This window comes from Neotabrizicola paludis, from assembly GCF_044142105.1.
Lineage (GTDB): Bacteria > Pseudomonadota > Alphaproteobacteria > Rhodobacterales > Rhodobacteraceae > Pseudogemmobacter.
The window spans coordinates 32,207-50,404 of the sequence record NZ_JBGTYM010000006.1 but is presented as its reverse complement, the minus strand read 5'-3'; the positions used below and the strand labels follow the sequence as shown (position 1 = coordinate 50,404).

13 protein-coding genes are annotated in these 18,198 nt (G+C 66.1%); all 13 read left to right on the top strand.

What is annotated here, in order from left to right; genetic code table 11:
• Positions 1-77: 77 nt before the first annotated feature.
• Entirely contained in the window at positions 78-2,243 is a 2,166-nt protein-coding gene (locus ACED67_RS13670) for a serine/threonine-protein kinase (RefSeq protein ID WP_395542227.1), read from the top strand.
• A 108-nt stretch (positions 2,244-2,351) separates the two neighbouring features.
• Complete coding sequence (locus ACED67_RS13665) at positions 2,352-3,509, top strand: type VI secretion system protein TssA (RefSeq protein ID WP_395542226.1); 1,158 nt, start codon at positions 2,352-2,354, stop codon at positions 3,507-3,509.
• On the top strand, positions 3,509-4,045 hold the full coding sequence (tssB, locus tag ACED67_RS13660; protein ID WP_395542225.1) for a type VI secretion system contractile sheath small subunit: 537 nt from the start codon (positions 3,509-3,511) through the stop codon (positions 4,043-4,045). Before ACED67_RS13665 ends, tssB begins: the two co-directional genes overlap by 1 nt.
• Positions 4,045-5,559, top strand: coding sequence for a type VI secretion system contractile sheath large subunit (tssC, locus tag ACED67_RS13655; protein WP_395542224.1), 1,515 nt, complete (start codon positions 4,045-4,047; stop codon positions 5,557-5,559). The genes tssB and tssC overlap by 1 nt, the downstream gene beginning before the upstream one ends.
• A gap of 105 nt (positions 5,560-5,664) precedes the next feature.
• Positions 5,665-6,156, top strand: a complete 492-nt coding sequence (locus tag ACED67_RS13650) for an Hcp family type VI secretion system effector (protein ID WP_395542223.1) — start codon at positions 5,665-5,667, stop codon at positions 6,154-6,156.
• A gap of 36 nt (positions 6,157-6,192) precedes the next feature.
• Positions 6,193-6,909 carry a type VI secretion system baseplate subunit TssE gene (locus ACED67_RS13645; RefSeq protein WP_395542222.1) on the top strand — a complete coding sequence of 239 codons (717 nt, stop codon included), beginning with the start codon at positions 6,193-6,195 and terminating at the stop codon, positions 6,907-6,909.
• A 2-nt stretch (positions 6,910-6,911) separates the two neighbouring features.
• The gene (gene tssF / locus ACED67_RS13640; protein WP_395542221.1) at positions 6,912-8,792 is read left to right on the top strand and encodes a type VI secretion system baseplate subunit TssF; all 1,881 of its coding nucleotides are present in this window, start codon (positions 6,912-6,914) and stop codon (positions 8,790-8,792) included.
• Entirely contained in the window at positions 8,756-9,805 is a 1,050-nt protein-coding gene (gene tssG / locus ACED67_RS13635) for a type VI secretion system baseplate subunit TssG (RefSeq protein ID WP_395542219.1), read from the top strand. The genes tssF and tssG overlap by 37 nt, the downstream gene beginning before the upstream one ends.
• The gene (tagH, locus tag ACED67_RS13630; protein WP_395542218.1) at positions 9,802-11,304 is read left to right on the top strand and encodes a type VI secretion system-associated FHA domain protein TagH; all 1,503 of its coding nucleotides are present in this window, start codon (positions 9,802-9,804) and stop codon (positions 11,302-11,304) included. Before tssG ends, tagH begins: the two co-directional genes overlap by 4 nt.
• Positions 11,288-11,749, top strand: a complete 462-nt coding sequence (gene tssJ, locus ACED67_RS13625; RefSeq protein WP_395542217.1) for a type VI secretion system lipoprotein TssJ — start codon at positions 11,288-11,290, stop codon at positions 11,747-11,749. Before tagH ends, tssJ begins: the two co-directional genes overlap by 17 nt.
• A gap of 32 nt (positions 11,750-11,781) precedes the next feature.
• Positions 11,782-13,113, top strand: a complete 1,332-nt coding sequence (gene tssK / locus ACED67_RS13620) for a type VI secretion system baseplate subunit TssK (RefSeq protein WP_395542216.1) — start codon at positions 11,782-11,784, stop codon at positions 13,111-13,113.
• Between the two features lie 6 nt (positions 13,114-13,119).
• A complete protein-coding gene (tssL, locus tag ACED67_RS13615; protein WP_395542215.1) occupies positions 13,120-14,610 on the top strand; it encodes a type VI secretion system protein TssL, long form in 1,491 nt (496 codons plus the stop codon).
• 2 nt (positions 14,611-14,612) lie between these two features.
• Positions 14,613-18,179, top strand: coding sequence for a type VI secretion system membrane subunit TssM (tssM, locus tag ACED67_RS13610; protein ID WP_395542213.1), 3,567 nt, complete (start codon positions 14,613-14,615; stop codon positions 18,177-18,179).
• The last annotated feature ends 19 nt before the right edge of the window (positions 18,180-18,198 follow it).

The following is an 18,198-nucleotide window of genomic DNA, read 5'->3' as shown; positions in this document are numbered from 1 at the left end:
AGTCTAATCTAGATTGAGTGACTGCGCGACAGATTTGAGAACAGGGTGACGGTCAGGTTGCCCGGAGGTTTGAGGCGATGATAGCACCGTTGCCTGGCGACATTTTCCGTGCCGGCCAGATCCTGAACAATACCTACGAGATCGAGGGCGTGCTGGGGCGCGGCGGCACGGGCGAGGTGTACCGTGCGCGCAATCTGATCTCGGGCAGGATCGTGGCGATCAAGGCGTTGAACGCGCAGTTCTCGGGGCAGGAGGGCTATATCGCCCTGATGCGCCGCGAAGAGCAGATGCGCGACATCCGTGACGATGCGGTGGTGCGCTACACCGAATGTTCGCGCACCGATCAGGGCCATGTCTTTCTGGTGATGGATTTCATCGACGGCCCGTCGATGGCCGATGTGATGATGCGTCGGCGGATGGAGCCGCGCGAGTTGATGATCATTGCGCATCGTGTGGCCGAGGGGCTGGTGGCGGCCCATTCGCAGGGGATCGTCCATCGCGACCTGTCGCCGGACAATGTGATCCTGAAAGGCGGCAGTCCCGAAAAGGCGACGATCATCGATTTCGGGATCGCCAAGGACACGGGAGCCGGGGCGCGAACCATCGTCGGCAATGATTTTGCTGGGAAATATGAATATGCCGCGCCCGAGCAGATGGAGGGCAAGGCCGAGCCGCGCAGCGACCTTTATGCGCTGGGCGCGCTTTTGCTGGCGGCCTGGAAGGGGCAGATCCCCTTTGCGGGAATGACACCCGGCGAGATGATCCGCCGCAAGGGGCAGCCCCTGGACACTCTGGGCGTGCCGGAGCCGCTGAAAGGGCTGATTGACTGGCTTTCGGCCCCGGCGCTGGCGCAGCGCGCGCCCTCGGCGGCGGCGGTGGTGGAGCAGGTCGGTGCGGCCCTGGGCGGCACGCCGGGCGGGCGGGCGGGGGGGGAGGCCGCGACCACGCGCGCAGCGGGCGGCACCCGTGCCCTGCCGCGCAGCGAGCGCGGGGTTGCCCCGGCCAAGCGGTCCTCGGGCGCGGGGTTTCTGGTGGCGGTGCTGGTCCTGATGCTGGGCGCTGTAGGGGGCGGGGCCTGGTATGCGGGCCTGTTTGACGATTTGCTCAAGCCCGCCCTGCCGGTGGCTTCGCCCTATACGCTGACGGCCAAGGCGGCCGATGGCCCGGCTCCGCCAACCCTCGCTGGTCACGCGCCGGATGAGGCCGGAGCGGCGGCACTGCGGGCGGCTTTCGCGGGGCTGGCGGGCAGCGATGCCGCGCCGGAGGCGCTGATTCTGGCCCAGGGCGTGCCCGGGCCGGACTGGGTGGGGGCGGTGAGCGAGCTGTTTTCGATCCTGTCAGGCGTCGAGGACTGGAAGGTCGAAGTCTCGGATCGGGCGGTGAAGGTCACGGGCCTTGCGGCGGATGCGGCCGCGGGCAAGGCGCTGCGCCAGATGCTTGAGACCTGGGCGCAGAAGGGGAATTTCGTCCTGACCACCTCGCTGTCGATCGGGCCGAAGGTGCTGGTCCTGGCCGATGTGCAGAAAATGCTGGACGAGCGGGCGACCTGCGGCAAGCTGATGCTCACCGACCCGCCCGCCGCGGGCTATGCGTTGGGCGATACGATCGCCGTTACCGGCTCGGCCCCCGATGGCGATCTGGCGGCCGATGTGCAGCTTGGTCTGCGCGAGCGCATCGGCGACCGCAAGGTGCGGGTCGATCTGGCGGTGCTGAACGAAGACCTTTGCGCCGTGCGCGACGTGCTGCCCGACCTGCCCAACAACGCCGTGTCGATCTGGCTGGGCAAGGGCGAGACGGGCGAGCCGAACCTGACCGGCATCTATACCGAGGGCGACAATCCCGTGGTCGAAGTGCTGATCCCGGCCTCGATCACCGAGGGGCGCCTGTGGGTGATGGTGGTCGACAATACGGGCACGGTCTACAACCTGCTGCCGAACGTGAATTTCGCCGAAACCGACCTGACCAAGCTCGGTACGGTGCAGGACGGGATGCGCCGGGTCCGGGTTCTGTTCAGCTTTGACGAGCTGCGCGCCAATCCCAAGCTTCTGGCGATGCGGATCAAGAAGACGGATTATGGCAAGAGCGAGTTTCTGGCCTTCGTCACCAAATCCGACCTCTTCGACACGCGGCGGCCGCGCGACGAATCCATCGTGTCTTTCGCCGAGGCGCTGGATTTCGCCCAGACCGAGCATCCGGGGAACATCCTTGGCTATGCCAGCCGCATTCTGGAATCCCGACCTTGACGGAACACAAGCCGAGGTTGATCCTTTCGACAGTTACGTTGCAAGAATCGTCCTTGTCTGACAGTCTTTCTTTATTCCGACGACCTTTTCAGTACTGGCCAATGACTTATGGAAGTTGAAGCGTTCCTCGCGCCCTTGGATTCTGCTGCGCCGTCGGGCACAGACCTGCGCAACGACGCCCGCTTTCATGCCCTTGAGAACCGTCTGCAACCCGCCTCGCGCGCCGCGCGGCTAAAACTTGTCGGCGAAGGCGGCACGGGACAGGTGGAGCTTGATTGGTCGGACCTCGCGCAAGAGGCGCGGGGGCTGGCCCAGTCGGGGCGCGATCTGCGGCTTCTGGTCATCGTCGCGCGGCTGATGGTGAATGAGGATCGTGCCGAGGGTCTGGCGCCGGGCTTCAAGTTGCTGGCCGACACGATCACGCAATATTGGGACAGTCTGCATCCGGCCCTGCGTCCGGGCGGCGGCAAGCGCGAGGCGGCGCTGCGGCGGATCAACGCCTTGTATCAGATTGAAAATCCAGATGGCGGCGTGCTGGGCGATCTGGAATTCGTGACGCTGATGGCCCCGCGCGGCATCGGTCCGGTGACGGGGGGCGATCTGGCGGCGGGCGCGATCAGCCGGGCGGTCTTTGCCAATGAAGTGCCCAGCGGGCTGGGCGAAAAGGAAGTGGCCGAGCTGATCGCCAAACATGAGCAGCGGCTCAACCGGGTGACGGCGGCCTGCCGCGCCACGGCGGCGGAACGGCCCGAGGAATTCGCGGCGCTGCGCGAAGGGATCGCGGCGGGACGTGCGGCGCTGGCCGAGCTTGAGTCGGCCCTTGCCCCCCATGTCACGGAAAACGATGTGGCGGTGCGCTTCGATGCCATGGGCAAGATGCTGGGCCGGATCGCCCAGACGCTTGACGCGGTAGGGGCCGGGGCAGGGGCTGCCGCGCCTGCTGCGGACCAGCCTGCCGCTTCCGCCGGGACGGGAGGCCCAGCCATGACCACGCCCACAGCGCCGGTGAACGGCGCGGCCAACGGGGCCTATGTCCCCGGCCAGATCAATAGCCGCCGCGACGTGGAACGTTGCCTCGATCTGGTGATTGATTTTTACGAAAGGACCGAGCCTTCGAGCCCGATCCCGCATCTTGCGCGGCGGATGCGCAAGATGGTTCCGATGAATTTCTTGCAATTGATGGAAGAGATTGCGCCGAGCGGGCTGAAGGAATTCCGCGGCATCGCCGGTGTCTTTGACGACAAGGCCAAATCCGGGAGAGACTGATGAGCGAGAGCAAGGCGAAAGTCATCGAGAGAAACCGCGCTCCGCGCGTGCAGATCGCCTATGACGTAGAGCATTACGGCAGCCCGACCACGATCGAGTTGCCCTTCGTGATGGGCGTGATGGCCGATTTGGCCGGCAAGTCCGAAACCAGGGAAGCGATGAAAGCCCCCGCCGACCGCAGCTTTGTCGAGGTCGATGCGGGACGTTTCAATAAGTTCATGGAGGCGCTGTCGCCGCGGGTGAAGGCGCGGGTCAAGAACACGCTGCCAGCCAAGGAAGGAGCCGAGGCAGCGGATGAAGAGATGTTCGTCGATCTCTCGTTCAAGAACATGGGTGATTTCACCCCCGACAAGATCGCCGAACAGGTGCCCGCGCTGGCCGAGCTTCTGGCCATGCGCAAGCAGCTTGAGGAATTGCTCAGCTATATGGACGGCAAGGTGAATGCCGAGAAGCGCATCGCCCAGCTTCTCCAGAACGAACCCCTGCTGCAACAGGTCGCGACCGAGGCGATGAAGGATCAGGGAGGCACTGAATAATGGCCGAAACCGAAAAATCCGCAGGCAGCCCCGGCGCAGCCGAAGCGCAGGCGATCGACCTGGGCGAATTCAACGACCTGCTTGAGAAGGACTTTCGCGTCAAGGATGACGGTTCGGCCAAGCTGAAGAAGCTGGTGCAGAACCTTGCCCTTGCCGCGCAGGAGAAATCGGGCACGGCGACGATTTCGGGCAATGCCGTCAAGTCGATCAAGTCGCTGATCGCCGGGATCGACCAGCTTCTGACCGTGCAGATGAACGAGATCCTGCATGCCCCCGAAGTGCGCCAAATGGAAGGCACCTGGCGCGGATTGCACTACCTGGTCAACAACACCGAGACCGACAGCAAGCTGAAGATCCGGGTGATGAACATCACCAAGGATCAGCTTGCCGACCAGCTCGAGGATTTCGAAGGCCAGATGTGGGACCAGTCCCCGGCCTTCAAGAAGCTGTACAGCGAAGAATATTCGATGTTCGGCGGCGAGCCTTATGGCGCGCTGATCGGCGCCTATGAGTTCAGCCACCATCCGCGCGATGTGGGGCTGTTGCGGAACCTCTCGGGCATCTGTGCCTCGGCCCATACGCCCTTCATCGCGGCGGCGGCGCCGCAGCTGTTCCGCATGGAAAGCTGGCAGGAGTTACCGAACCCGCAGGATCTGAAACAGATCACCTCCTCGCCGGAATATGCCTCGTGGCAGTCGCTGCGCGAGTCGGAAGATGCGCGGTATATCGGCCTGACCATGCCGCGCGTGCTGGCGCGTCTGCCCTATGGCGCCAATACTGTTCCGGTGAAGGGCTTTGCCTTCGAGGAAGAGATAGATGGCAAGCACGACCATTACACCTGGATGAACGCGGCCTTCGCGATGGGCGTGAACATCAACCGCAGCCACAAGCTTTATGGCTGGGGCACGCAGATCCGCGGGGTGGAATCGGGCGGCACGGTCACCAACCTGCCGGTGCACAGCTTCCCCACCGATGACGGCTCTGTCGCGATGAAATGCCCGACCGAGATCGCCATCGACGACCGGCGCGAGGCGGAGCTGGCGAAGCTGGGCATGATGCCGATCCTGCACCGCAAGAACACCGACCTTGCGGCCTTCATCGGCGCCCACAGCCTTCAGGACGACGACGCCCGCGCCGGACGTCTGGTCGACCCGGACGCCCAGGCGAATGAACGCCTGTCGGCGAACCTGCCCTACCTGCTCCCGGTCTGCCGTTTCGCGCATTACCTCAAGGCCATCGCGCGCGACAAGATCGGCACCTTCAAGGAACGCAACGACATGCAAGTCTGGCTGTCGGAGTGGATCAACCGCTATGTGCTGGCGAATACGGCCATGGCGGATGACAAGGCCAAGGCGAAACGTCCCCTCGCCATGGCCGAAGTGCAGGTGGATTCCGTCGAGGGGCGGCCGGGCTACTACAATGCAAGGTTCTATCTGCGCCCGCATTACCAGTTGGAAGGCATCAACGCGAGCTTGCGGCTGGTCTCGGAACTTCCTTCCGTGAAGGGCGCCTGACCGTTTTTCCCCGGAGGCCGGGGGCGCGGTTTTTGTCGAAAGGCCCTCCGTACTGGGCGGGGGGCACGCATTCCAAGAAGACACATCTTTTGAAAGGGTAAGATCATGGCTTTTACCGGTTATCTCAAGATTGAAGGCATCGAGGGCGAATCCAAGCGCGCCGATCACGAAAAGGAAATCGACGTCTTCGGCGTTCAGTTCGAGGCCAAGCAGATGTCCTCGTCCTCGGTCGGCTCGGGGCGCACCCGGGGCCGCGCGACGCTGTCGGACTTCACCTTCAACAAGTGGCTCGACGCGGCGTCGCCCTATCTGATGCTGGCCTGCGCCAAAGGCAAATCCTTCTCCGAAATCGTTTTCACCGCGCGCAAGGATTCCGGGGATGCGCATCTCGACTATCTGATCATCACGCTCGAGAACTGCATCATCTCGTCCTACCAGATGACTCAGAACGCCCCCGAGGAAAGCTCGAACGAGCTGGTCTCCGAGACGATCGGGATTTCCTACGAGAAGGTGAATTTCAAATACGTCGTGCAGGCCGACGATCATTCGAAGGGCGACGAGCACGAAGTGGAATACGATCTGGTCGCGGCCAAGTAAGGCGGGCGCGCCGGACGGAAGACGAAGGAGGCGCATTTGGTCAAGGGGCCGGTTCAGCTGCAGGCGCGGCGCGAGGCGGTTCAGCCAAGCCTCTGGGACCGGCTGGTCGATGACCTGCCCGGTATCGTCAGTGAAACCGACCTTCGGCGCCGCGAGATCGGCGCCGAAATCGGCGTGGAGCGGCTGGAGGCGATCATCGCCGCCGGCCCCCGCGCCATCGAGCAGGCCAGCGATCTGGATGAGAGCAGGCGGCGCGAGCTGGCGCAGTTCCTGCAGCTTGTGCAGCGGCGGGCCTTTCTTGAGGAACGCGGTATCGTGGTGACGGCGGATATCCTGCGCGAAGCGGTGCGGCGCGATCTGGAAGAACTGTTCGGGATGGAGCGGCTTCAGGCGCAGTTCCTGTGGTCCGATGCCGAACGCGGCGGAACCGAAGATCTGCTCGACGTGCTGGCCGATTTTCCGCATGTCCAGCGCTCGGTGCTGAATTTCGGCGTGCCATCCTTTTCCGGCCGCCGGGCCAAGGATTTCGAGCCCGAGGTTCTGGCGCGCGAGTTGAAAGAGGTTGTCGCGGTCTTTGAGCCTCGCCTCAAGCGCGACACGATCAAGATCAGCGTGGATACTTCGGGGCGCGAGGGGTTGAAGGTCAAGATCGAGGCGGTCTTGATGTTGTCTCCCGTGCCAGAGCGGCTGCGGCTGTCAACGACCATCGACCTGGACAATGGCCGTGCCGCGACCCGGATCGAGGAGGCCTGACAATGGATAGGGCTTTCCTTGGCTATTACGAGGCCGAGCTTGCGCATATCCGCGAGCTGGCGCTGGAGTTTTCCGGTTTGCATCCGACGGTTGCCCGCAACCTGTCGCTGGATGCGGTGCCCTGCCCGGACCCCTATGTCGAGCGGTTGCTGGAAGGCGTGGCCTATCTGGCGGCGCGGACGCGGCTCAAGCTTGATGCCGAAAGCCAGCGGCAGGTGCGGGGCGTGCTGGATGCGCTTTATCCCGATCTTGCCGGTCCTGCGCCGGCCATGGGCATGGCGGTGCTGCATCCCGGTCCGCAGGTGCAGACCATGCCCGACGGCCATCTTGTGCGGCGCGGCACGCGGCTGGTGGCGGCGCTGCGCGAGGGGATTTCCACCCGCGCCATCTATACGACCGCGCAGGATGTGACGCTGTGGCCCATCGCGCTGGTCTCGGTCGAATATCTTCAGGATCGCGGCGCGCTGACGGCGGCGGGTGTGCCCGAGGCGCGGCTGAAAGGGGCCGAGGCCGGGCTGAAGCTGACCTTCCGGCGACAGGGCGCGGGTCTGATCTCGGACCTGTCGCTCGACCGGCTGGATCTGGATTTCTCGCATGGCCCGCGTTCGGCCGCGATCTTCGACGCGGTCTTCGCCGCCCCCCTTCCGACCATTGCGCGGCATGGCGAACCCGCCGCGCCCTTCCATGAAAGCCCCACCCCCGAACTGGTCGGCATCCGCGATGACGAGGCGCTGCTGCCGCGCCTGCGGCCCAGTTTCGAAGGGTATCGCCTGTTGCGCGAATATTTCCTTATGCCCGACCGTTTCCACGGGCTGCGCCTGACCGGCCTGCAAAAGGCGGTGCGTGCCAGCGGCCTGCGCGGGCTGGAGGTGATCCTGCCCATGGGCCGCGCGACACCGGGCATCGCCGATGTCTCGGCCAAGGATTTCCGGCTGTTCGCGGCCCCGGTGGTCAACCTGTTCGAAAAGGAATGCAATGTCGTCGAGATGGGCGCCCGCGCCACGGCGCATGTCGTCCATGCCGACCGCACCCGCCCGCTGGATTTCGAGATCCACCGCCTCCTGCGCGTCACCGACGCCGAGACGGATGGGCCGCAATCCGAAGTGCACCCGCTTTACACCCCCGCCGCGCAATCCGGCTCGGGCCTGGTCTATACGTTTGAACGCCGCCCCCGCCGCCCCGGCGCGGATGAATTGCGCCGGGGTCAGACGCGCACCTCCTATACCGGCGACGACCTGTTCATCTCGGTCGCGCGGCCTGCGAGCGTGCAGCAGGACAGGCCCCTGCGGCGGCTGGACATCCGGGCGCTGGTGTCGAACCGCGACCTGCCGATCTTCGACGACGCACCGCGCCTGACGCTGGAAACCGGCGATCCGGTGGCGCGGGTAGAGCTTCTCTCCTCGCTGCGTCGTCCGCGCGGTTCGCTGGCGGCAAGCCTGCCGCAAGTCGGGCGCGAGGGCGAGGCGGCGATGGATGACCTGACCTGGCGGCTGGTGGCGCAACTGTCGCTGAACCACCTGTCGCTGGCCGAGGAAAACCGGGGGGCAGAACCGTTGCGCGCGCTTCTGGAACTTTACGCTGACCGGGGCGACCCGGCGCTTTCGCGCCATATCCGCGCGCTTGCCCGCGTCACCAGCCGGCAGGTGATCGAACGGCTCGACCTGCCTGGCCCCCTGTGCCTGGGCAAGGGGATCGAGATCACGCTGCATGTCGATGAAGGCCCGCTGTCGGGGTCGAGCACGCTTCTGCTCTCGGCCTTGCTGTCGCGGCTTTTCGCCCGACATGCCAGCATCAACGCCTTTGTCCGCACGCGGACGCGGCTTCAGCAAAGACAGGAGGAGGTGACATGGCCGATGGCCCTGGGCAACCGCGACCTGATCTAGGCTTCCGCGATCCGGCCCCCGAAGAGATCGGTTTTTTCGAGCTGTTGCGGCGGCTTGAGCGCGAGGGGAATCGCTTCGGTCGCGCGGGCGGGCCGGAAAAGGAACCGGCGCGGCTGGGCCAGCGCGCGCGGCTGGCGATGGCGACACGCGATGTGGCCAGCTTCACCCCGCCCGGCGAGGACACGCCGGCGAAGGTCGAGGTCGAGGTGCTGGGTCTTTTCGGCCCCGAAGGTGCCATGCCCCTGCACATGACGCGCTGGATCATGGCGCGCCAGTCCGAGCGCTGGTTTTCCGGCGGGTCGCAGGGGCAGGTGACGGCGGACACGACCTTCCTTGATTTCGCGAACATGCTCCAGCACCGGCAATTGGCGCTTTATTGGCGGGCCTGGGGCGACCAGCGCCCGGAGGTTCAGGTCGAACATGGACCGGGCGGGCGGGTGATGGCGATGCTCGCCGCCTTGGGCGGCGTAGGTCTGCCCGGGCTGCGCGAGACCAATGCAAAAAGCGCCGATCCCGATCTGGCATTGCGTCAGGCCACGTCGCTGGGCCATCAGGTCAACGGGGCAGAGCGGCTGACCGGCTATCTGACGGATCTTCTGGGCGTGCCGGTTCGGCTGGTGGAATTCGTCGGCCATTGGCTCGAGGTGCCGCAGGCCTTGCAGACCAGGCTGGGTCAGGGCTTCAACGCGCTGGGGCAGGGGGCGCTGGTTGGACGCCGCGTCTTTCAGCGTCAGGGCCGGGCCGAGTTGCGGCTGGGTCCTCTGCCGCTTGACCGCTATCTGGCATTGATCCGCGACCGCCGCGCCATGGTCGCCCTGCGCCGTGCGATCCGCTTCGTCGCGGGGGCGGATGTGGAATTCGACCTGCGGCTGGTGCTGGCGGCGGAGGAAATCCCTGAACCGCGGCTTGGACAATGCGCCCTGGGCCGAACGACCTGGATCGGGGCAAAGCCCTCCCGCGATGTCGATGACTGGCGGATGCGCAACTTCTCGGGCCGCGAGGTGGCGGCATGACCCTGCGCCTGATCCTTGAAACCGTCCCCGCGCCGCAGGCCCGTACCGAATTCGTCTTGGGCGAGGGCCGCGTCGTGATCGGGCGGGGCGAGGATTGCGACTGGAAGATCGAGGATCCGCAGATGTTCGTCTCGCGCCGCCATTGCACGGTGGTCGGGCAGGGTGGGCAGTACCGGGTGACCGATGACAGCCGGGGCGGCCTGTTCCTGGATGGCGCGCCCGCGCCGCTGGGGCAGGGCGTGACGGCGGTTCTGGTGCCGGGGATGCGGTTGCGGCTGGGGGATTTCGTGATCCGGGCCGAGGAAGGTGCGGCCGCGCAAGGCGCCCCTGTCGCGCCCCCGCAGCAGGCGCGGGGCGGCATGTTCGGCGATGATTTCTTCACCCCGCGTCCCGAGGCGCCGGCGGCGCCGCGCCCGGCGGGCCTGCCCGACCCGTTCGATGCCCCGCGCGCGACGCCGCAGGCCCCGGTCAATACGCCGCGCCCGGGCGGCCCGGCCTTCTTCGACGATCCTTTCACGCTTGACCCTGCCCCGCGCGCAGCGCCGCCCGCCGCGCCGCCGCAACCCGTGGCGCAACCCGCCCTGGGCAATCCGTTCGACGCGCCGGCGCCGCAACGCCCCGCACCCCCTCCGCCTGCGGCGCCCCCTGCCGCCCCCGCCGCGCGCGATCCGTTTGGCGATCCCTTCGCCTCCCCGGCGGCGGCGGTTCCTGCGACAGCTCCCGCCAGCGATTTCGACTTTGGCGATTTCGGCCTGCCCGCCGATCTGGGTCAGCCAAAAGCGCACCCACCCGCAGCACCGGCGCCGCCTCCTCCGCCGCACGCGGCGCCGACCGATCCGGTTCCGGTCAAGCCAAGGGCTGCCAAGCCCGCGCCCCTCGTCCTCGACAAGCCCGCCCCGCCCGCCGATCCGGGCGCGGCGGCGGCCTTCCTGAAGGGGCTGGGGATCGAGCCGCCCGCCGGGTTCAAGGGCAGCGCCGAAGAGATGGAGGCCCTGGGGCGCCGCTACCGCGCCATGGTCGAGGGCATGGTCCAGCTTCTGCGCCTGCGCGCGCGGGAAAAGGGCAGCGCGCGGGTGGCGCAGACGGTGATCGGGGCGGCCAATGTCAATCCGCTCAAGTTCCTCGTGACGCCGGAAGACATGGTCGCAGCACTCGTGGCGGCCAAGGGTCCAGGCTATCTTGACCCGGACGCCGCCATCGCGGGCACGCTGTCGGATCTGATGGACCATCATCAGCGCAGCTGGTCGGGGCTTCAGGCCTCGCTTCGCCGCATGATCGACCGCTTCGATCCCGCGCTGTTCGAGGCGGATCTGGAAGATGTGGGCATGCTGAAGGCGCTGGTATCCGGCAGCCGGTCGGCGAGACTATGGCAGCTTTACGCCGAACGCTATCGCGAGATGGCCAAGGCCGCCGAGGACAGGTTCCTGGGCGAAGTCGGTGCAGATTTTCGAGAAGCATATGAAAGTGAAACAAGGAGGATTGATGATGGAACGGCGTGAATTTCTGGTTGGGTGGGTGGCTTTGGCGTCGACGGGCGCATTGATGGGCTGCGCGCCTTCCGGTCCTGGCGTCCTGACGATCGTCGCGCAGGGCGCGGCGGGGATGAACCCCGGCCCGGACGGGGCCGACCGGCCGCTGACCCTGCAGGTCGTCCAGATGCGCAGCGCCGGGGCCTTTGACGGGGCCGATTTCTTTGCGCTTCAGAACCCGCAGGCGGCGCTGGGAGGCGAATTCATCAAGGCCGATCAGGTGGCGCTGACCGCGGGGCCGGCCAAGACGCTGTCGATCGGGCTTGATGCCAGCACCACGGTCATCGGCGTGATCGCGGGCTATCGTGACCCGGGCGGCAAGGTCTTTCGCACCAAGGCCAGCGTTTCGGCCACGGAAAGCGTGACCTTCGCGGTGGCGGTGACGTCTTCCGGCGTCAGCCTGAAAGCGGGCTGAGGCGCGGCGAAGGCCAAGGGAAAGGGCAGGGGATGAGCGAGCGCAACAGGGTGGTCTGGAGCGAGGGTCTGTACCTTCGCACTCAGCATTTCCAGCAGCAGGACCGTCATGCCGAGGCATTGATGCGGGCGGGGCTGCTTGTGGCACCCTGGCAGCCGCATGGCTTTTCCCGGGTCGAGCTGGACCGGGCCGCGCTGGATGCCGGCCAGATCGCCATCCGGGTGGCGGAAGGGATTTTTCCCGATGGCACACCCTTCGCCATCCCTGACAGCGCCACGCCGCCCGCGCCGATCAGGATCGTTGCAGACGCATCGGGTGCGGTGCATCTGGCAGTGCCGGTCGAGCAGGCCGGGACCGCCACGATGGACCCCGCCCATGCCGAGGCCTCGGGCGCCCGCTACAAGGGCGAGATCGTCGAGATGCGCGACACGATCCGCAACGGGGCCGATCCGGCCGAGGTGGAAATCGCCCGGCTCAGCCTGCGCTCGCTTGCGCCGGGCGAGGCGCTGGCGGGTTTCGTCGCCCTGCCGCTGCTGCATGTCGAAGGCCTGCGCGCCGATGGCTCGGTCGCGATCCGAGAGGGCGACCTGCCGCCCGCGCTGACCATCGCGGCCCATCCCTGGTATGCCGGTTTCCTGAAGGAAGTGGTGACCGGACTTGACCGCATCGCCGAGGCGCATGGCGGGCTGGTCCTTGGTGGCGCGGGCCGGTCGATCGAGAACCTTCTCATTCTGGAACTCGCCAATTCGGCGCGGCCGCGCATCGCCCATCTTCTGGCGCAGAACCTGATCCATCCCTGCGCGCTTTACGAGGAACTGGTGGGGCTTGCCGGGCGCATGGCGACCTATGGCTCGTCCTCGCGCCGGCTGTCGGACCTGCCCGCCTATGACCATATGGATCCGACACCTGCCTTTACCGCACTGGCCGACACGCTGCGCAGCCTGATGCTGTCGCTGCGCCATGTGGAACCCAAGTCGCGCGCCCTGCCTGTGGCCAAGCACAGCCAGAACATCTGGAAGGTGCGCATCGACAACCCCGAACTTTTGCGCACCAGCCGGATCGTGCTGCGTGTCGGCTCGCCCATGTCCGAGGACATGCTGCGCCAGCTTTTCGTCAACCAAGCCACGGTCGGCGCGGCGGATGCCTTCGAGATGCTGTGGAAGTCGCGGCTGCCGGGCATCGCGCTCAAACCTTTGCATTCGCAGCCGCGTGAAATCCCCTATGATGGCGAAAGGCTGTGTCTGGAACTGAGCCAGCAATCCGAACATTTCGCCCAGCTTCTGACGGCGCCGGGCTTTGTGATCGGCATTTCGGGCCAGCTTGAAAGCGAGCCGCAGATCGACTGCTACGCGGTCAGCAGGTAAGGCAAGATGAGTGACAAGGACGATCCTTTCGGCCTGAATTCCGACGCCGGGCGCACGCGCATCCGGCCTGTGGGCGGTGGCGGGGCGGATCGCGGCACTCTGGCGCCGCAGCCGTCTTATGGCGCGGCTCAGCCGCCCTTTGGTACGCCGCCGCAACCCGCCTATGGCGCGCCGATGCCCGGCTATGGCCAGCAGCCGGCCTTTGGCGGCTTTGGCGGAGGGCAGGGCTATGCCCCTCCGCCCCCCGGCCCGGCGCGCGCGCGGGGGGCGCGGCCTCATGCAAATCCTTTGGTCACGGCCTTCGCGCCCTTGCTGGAATTCGCGCCCGAACTGGAACGTGCGGCACCGCCCACGCAGCCGGAAATCTTACGCCAGAGGATGCAGTCCGGGCTGATCGAGGCCCGCGATGCCGCCGTGGCCCTGGGTCAGCCGCTGACCCGCGCCAATCAGGCCGCCTGGTTCGTCGCGGCGCTGATCGACGACATCGCGCTGAACACGCCCTGGGGCGGCCATTCCGACTGGCCGCGCCAGCCGTTGGTGACGGCGCTTTCGGGCGAGGTCGATGCCGGCACGCGCTTCTTCCGCCATCTGGAAGAATTGCTGGCCTATCCGAACCGCGACCCCGAGCTGATGGAACTGGCCTATCTCTGCCTGTCTCTGGGCTTCCGTGGCCAGTTCCGTCCGCAGGGGCCGACGGGGGAAGCCGCGATCATGGCCTTGCGCAGCCAGATTGCCCGCCACCTGCGCAGCCCCGATGTGATGGCTGCGGCCCTGTCACCCCATGCCGAGGGAGTGAAGGTTCCGGACGAGCCGCGCCGCTTCGCCGTGCCCTTGTGGACGGTCTGGCTGGTGGCGATCTGCCTGGTCGCCGGGATCTATACCGGCCTGTCGCTGCAACTGGGCAACAAGGCCGAGCAGCTGTTCACCGCCGCCGCTGCCCTGCCGCCCAAGGAACGCGCGGGCGTCTTTCGCCCGGTGCGCGACACGGCAGAGTTGGAGGCGCTGGCGACCACGCCGATCAAGCCGGTTGAGCCGGTGATCTTCGAACTTCTGCCGCTGTTCCAGGCCAAAGCCCCCGCTGATACCGCTGCCGCACTGAAGGGGCGCGAGGATGTGTCGCTGGCCGTCCTTGTGGTGCAGGGCACCGCGCCCGAGCTGTTCCGCAGCGCCAAGGCCGATATCAACCCGGAATATGCCCCGCTGATCCAGTCGATCGCCCAGGTCATCCAGGAGAATGCCGAGGTGATCGGCAAGATCACCGTGATCGGCCATACCGACTCGGTTCCGGTGCAATCGTCGAACCCGTTCCAGTCGAACCAGGGCCTCTCCGAAGCCCGCGCCGCCACCATCGCGGAACTGCTGGTCGCGGCGGGGATTCCGGCGGAGAGCGTGAAATCCGAAGGCCGCGCCGATACCGAACCCGTGGGCGACAACGCCACCAAGGACGGTCGCGCGCAGAACCGGCGGATCGAGATCAAGATCGAGAAGAGGCTTTAGCCATGTTCCGCATGATCAAGGCCATCCTCCGCTTCCTGATTTCGCGCAAGCTGTGGGTCTTCATCGGCGTTCTGCTGCTGTGCGCACTGATCTGGCAATTCGGCGCGCTTCTGGCCTTTGGCGATGTGCATCCGCTGGAAGACGAGCTGAACCGCCTGATTGCCATCGCCTGTGTGGTGCTGATCTGGCTGTTCTCGATCCTGATCGCGCAATTGCGCGCGGCGCGCAAGAACCGGATGTTCGTGACCGAGCTGGCAGCGCCGGTGGTCGACAAATCGCGCCCGCATGACGCGAACCTTGCCGCGATCAATACCAAATTTCAGGACATTCTGGGCCAGATGAAGAAGTCGCGTCTGGGGGCGAAGAAATTCCTGCGCGAGATGCCCTGGTATGTGATCATCGGCCCGCCCGGCACCGGCAAGACCACGGCGCTGAAACAGTCGGGCCTGCATTTCCCCATCGATCTTTCCGATGACATCAAGGGCGTCGGCGGCACGCGGAATTGCGACTGGTTCTTCACCGACACGGCGGTGCTGGTCGACACGGCAGGGCGCTATGTCGAGCAGCAGTCGAACCCCGAAATCGACGCGGCGGAATGGACGGGCTTTCTGGACCTGCTGAAAAAGCATCGCGGGCGGAGGGCGCTGAACGGGGTGATCGTCACCCTTTCCTTGCAGGAACTGCTGGGCGACGAGGCTGCCCTGCGCGCCCATGGCAAGACGATCCGCAAGCGGCTGGCCGAATTGCGCGAGCGGCTGGAGATCCAGCTTCCGGTCTATCTGATGATCACCAAGGCCGATCTTGTACCGGGCTTTGAATCCTTCTTTGCGGATCTGACCACGCGCGAGCGCGAGCAGGTCTGGGGCGCGACCCTGCCCACCGATGCCCGGGCCGAGGGCACGGTTGCCGTGCGCGAATTGCGCGGGCTGGTGGCACGGCTGGAACAGCGGCTGTCGGCGCGGATGGCCGAAGATGCGCCCTTGCCCTGGCGGGCGGAGGTCTTTCGTTTCCCCGCCCAGGTCGAACGGCTGGAAGGCGCGCTCAAGGTTCTGGTCGATACGGTCTTTGGTGAAAGCCGCTATGAAGAGGCGCCTTGGCTGCGTGGCTTCTACTTCACCTCGGCCGCGCAGGAAGGCAGCCCCATCGACCGGATGCTGGGCGAGATGGCAGCGTCGTTCGGGATGCGGGCGGAACTGCCGCCGCGCCGGGCCGCAGGGGAACAGCGCAGCTACTTCCTGCGCGAACTGCTGTCCAACGTGATCTTCCCCGAGGCCGGTCTGGGCCAGTTCGATCGCGCGGCCGAGGAACGTCGGGTCTGGATCTGGCGCGGCTCGGTCGCGACGGCGGCGATGGTCTGCACCCTTGCCGGGCTGGCCTTCCTGTTCAGCTACCTGCGCTATTCCGGGGTGATCGCCGATCAGGCCCGCCTGACCGCCGACCTGTCGCAGCGCCTGACCAATGTCGCCGCACGGCAGGCGCCGACCGATCCGCTGGATCTCGACGTGGCGCTGGGCGCGATGGACGAGATCGAGAAGGCGCGGTCCCCGCGCGAGGCCAGCATTCTGACGCTGGCGGGACCGACCGCCGAGACCGATCTGAACCGGGCCGAGAAGATCGCCTATGATCATGGGCTGAAGACGATCCTCGAGCCACGCATGGTGGCCCTGATCGAAGCGACGATGTGGCGCGAGATCCGCAACCCGGAATTCCTGCTGGGCGCGCTGAAATCCTATCACATGCTGACCGGCAAGGCGCCCTACAACGCCGAATTCCTGTCGCATTGGTGGCAGACCGAACTGCCGCAATTCGCGCCGATCCCGCCCTTCCCCAATGATGCGGCGCTGGCGCATGAACTGGCCGCCATCGACCGCGCCTCGGGGGACGAGGCGGCGCAGCGCATCGCGCCCGATGACATGCTGGTCGCCAAGGCGCTTGAGGCGATCTGCACCGTGCCGCTTTCCGTCCGCGCCTATAACACGCTGATGAACGATCCGGCGGTGACGGCGCTGCCGGAGTGGATTCCGGCCGACAAGGCGGGTCCGAATTCGACCAAGGTGCTGACGCGTCTTTCGGAAAAGACCCTGCGTGTGGGCCTGCCCGGAGCCTATACCTATGACGGGTTCCATACTGTCGTCCTGCCGCTGATCCCAGAGGTCGCGGCGCAGATGGCGCTGGATCGCGCCGTGTTCGAGGGCGGCTGCGCCGACAGTTCCGACACATCGGTCGGGCAATTGCAGGCTGATATCCTCAAGCTCTATTCCGATGATTTCATCGCGCAATGGGACGGGTTCCTGCGCGATGTGCGGCTGGCGCCGATCACCGATCTGACGGTCGCGACTGCGAGCCTGAAGGATCTGGCCAGCGCGGACAGCTCGCTCAAGCGGCTCTTGCGGGCGGTGGTCGAGGAGACCGATCTTCTGGCCGTGCGCGAGGAACCCGAGGCCACGGACAGTTCCGCGACGGATGGCCTGATCAAGGGCGCCTTGAAGAAGGCGGGCAAGGTCGGCGCGCTGATCACCAAAGGATCCAAAGCCGCAGGCAAGATCGCGGGCGGCGATGAAGAGGTGAAGGATGCCAGTGGCGAGGCGCCGGGCAGCGGCATCTCCGAGCATTTCGCGCCCCTGAAGGCGACGGTGACCGAGATCGATGGCGTGCCGCCCCTGATCACCGATGCCGAGACGGCACTGGGGGCCCTGGCGAACGAGTTGCAGACCGTGGCGGCCAGCCCGGACCCCAAGGCAGCGCTGCTGGCACGGGGCGGGTTGCCGCAATTGACCGGGCAATTGGCCAATGTCGCCAGCGTCTTGCCCGATCCGGTCGATGACTGGCTGACCGGGCTTGCCGGAGACACGATCACCGTGACCCGCGATGCGGTGGTGGCGCAGTTGAACGCACGCTGGAAGGCCGATGTGCTGCCCTTCTGCCAGAACGCCACCGCCGGGCGCTATCCGTTCGAGCAGGGCAGTGCGATCGACGTGAACACGGCCGATTTCCAGCGCCTGTTCGGGCCGGGCGGGCTGATCGACAGTTTCACCACCACCCATCTGGAACAGTATATCGACACGACTGTGCGACCCTGGGCCTGGCGGGCCGATTTCGGCCTGCCTGCGGCAACGCTGCAACCCTTTGAACAGGCGCGCTCGATCCGCGACAGCCTGTTTCCGGGCGGGGCAGGGCCGATCATGGCGTTCACGCTGGAGCCGAAGGATCTGTCGGGCAATGCCAGCCGGGTGACGCTGAACATCGACGGGCAGCAGTTGGTTTATTTCAACTCGGCCGCGCGTCCGATGGCGATGACCTGGCCCGGCAAGGACGGCACCAACCTGATCTCGCTGTCCTTCGCGCCGGTGGATGGTTCGGGAGAGGTGATGAGTTCGGAGACCGGCGCCTGGGCCTGGCTGCGCATGATCCGCAAGGGCAGTCTGGCGAAGACGGACCTGCCCGAGCTGTTCAGCCTGACACTGGCTGCGGGTGGCTTCTCGGCCAAGTTCGAGTTGCGGGCGGCCTCGGTGGAAAACCCGTTCGACCTGACCATGTTCGGCAATTTCAAATGCCCGCAGGGGTTCTGAGCCGCATATTCCTTCGAAG

What these genes read in the sequence shown, in the direction of transcription:
- ACED67_RS13670 (WP_395542227.1), top strand. Translation starts at nt 78, where the DNA reads ATGATAGCACCGTTGCCTGGCGACATTTTCCGTGCCGGCCAGATCCTG.
- ACED67_RS13665 (WP_395542226.1), top strand. Translation starts at nt 2,352, where the DNA reads ATGGAAGTTGAAGCGTTCCTCGCGCCCTTGGATTCTGCTGCGCCGTCG.
- ACED67_RS13650 (WP_395542223.1), top strand. Translation starts at nt 5,665, where the DNA reads ATGGCTTTTACCGGTTATCTCAAGATTGAAGGCATCGAGGGCGAATCC.
- tssF (WP_395542221.1), top strand. Translation starts at nt 6,912, where the DNA reads ATGGATAGGGCTTTCCTTGGCTATTACGAGGCCGAGCTTGCGCATATC.
- tssJ (WP_395542217.1), top strand. Translation starts at nt 11,288, where the DNA reads ATGATGGAACGGCGTGAATTTCTGGTTGGGTGGGTGGCTTTGGCGTCG.
- tagH (WP_395542218.1), top strand. Translation starts at nt 9,802, where the DNA reads ATGACCCTGCGCCTGATCCTTGAAACCGTCCCCGCGCCGCAGGCCCGT.
- tssK (WP_395542216.1), top strand. Translation starts at nt 11,782, where the DNA reads ATGAGCGAGCGCAACAGGGTGGTCTGGAGCGAGGGTCTGTACCTTCGC.
- tssC (WP_395542224.1), top strand. Translation starts at nt 4,045, where the DNA reads ATGGCCGAAACCGAAAAATCCGCAGGCAGCCCCGGCGCAGCCGAAGCG.
- tssG (WP_395542219.1), top strand. Translation starts at nt 8,756, where the DNA reads ATGGCCGATGGCCCTGGGCAACCGCGACCTGATCTAGGCTTCCGCGAT.
- tssB (WP_395542225.1), top strand. Translation starts at nt 3,509, where the DNA reads ATGAGCGAGAGCAAGGCGAAAGTCATCGAGAGAAACCGCGCTCCGCGC.
- tssM (WP_395542213.1), top strand. Translation starts at nt 14,613, where the DNA reads ATGTTCCGCATGATCAAGGCCATCCTCCGCTTCCTGATTTCGCGCAAG.
- tssL (WP_395542215.1), top strand. Translation starts at nt 13,120, where the DNA reads ATGAGTGACAAGGACGATCCTTTCGGCCTGAATTCCGACGCCGGGCGC.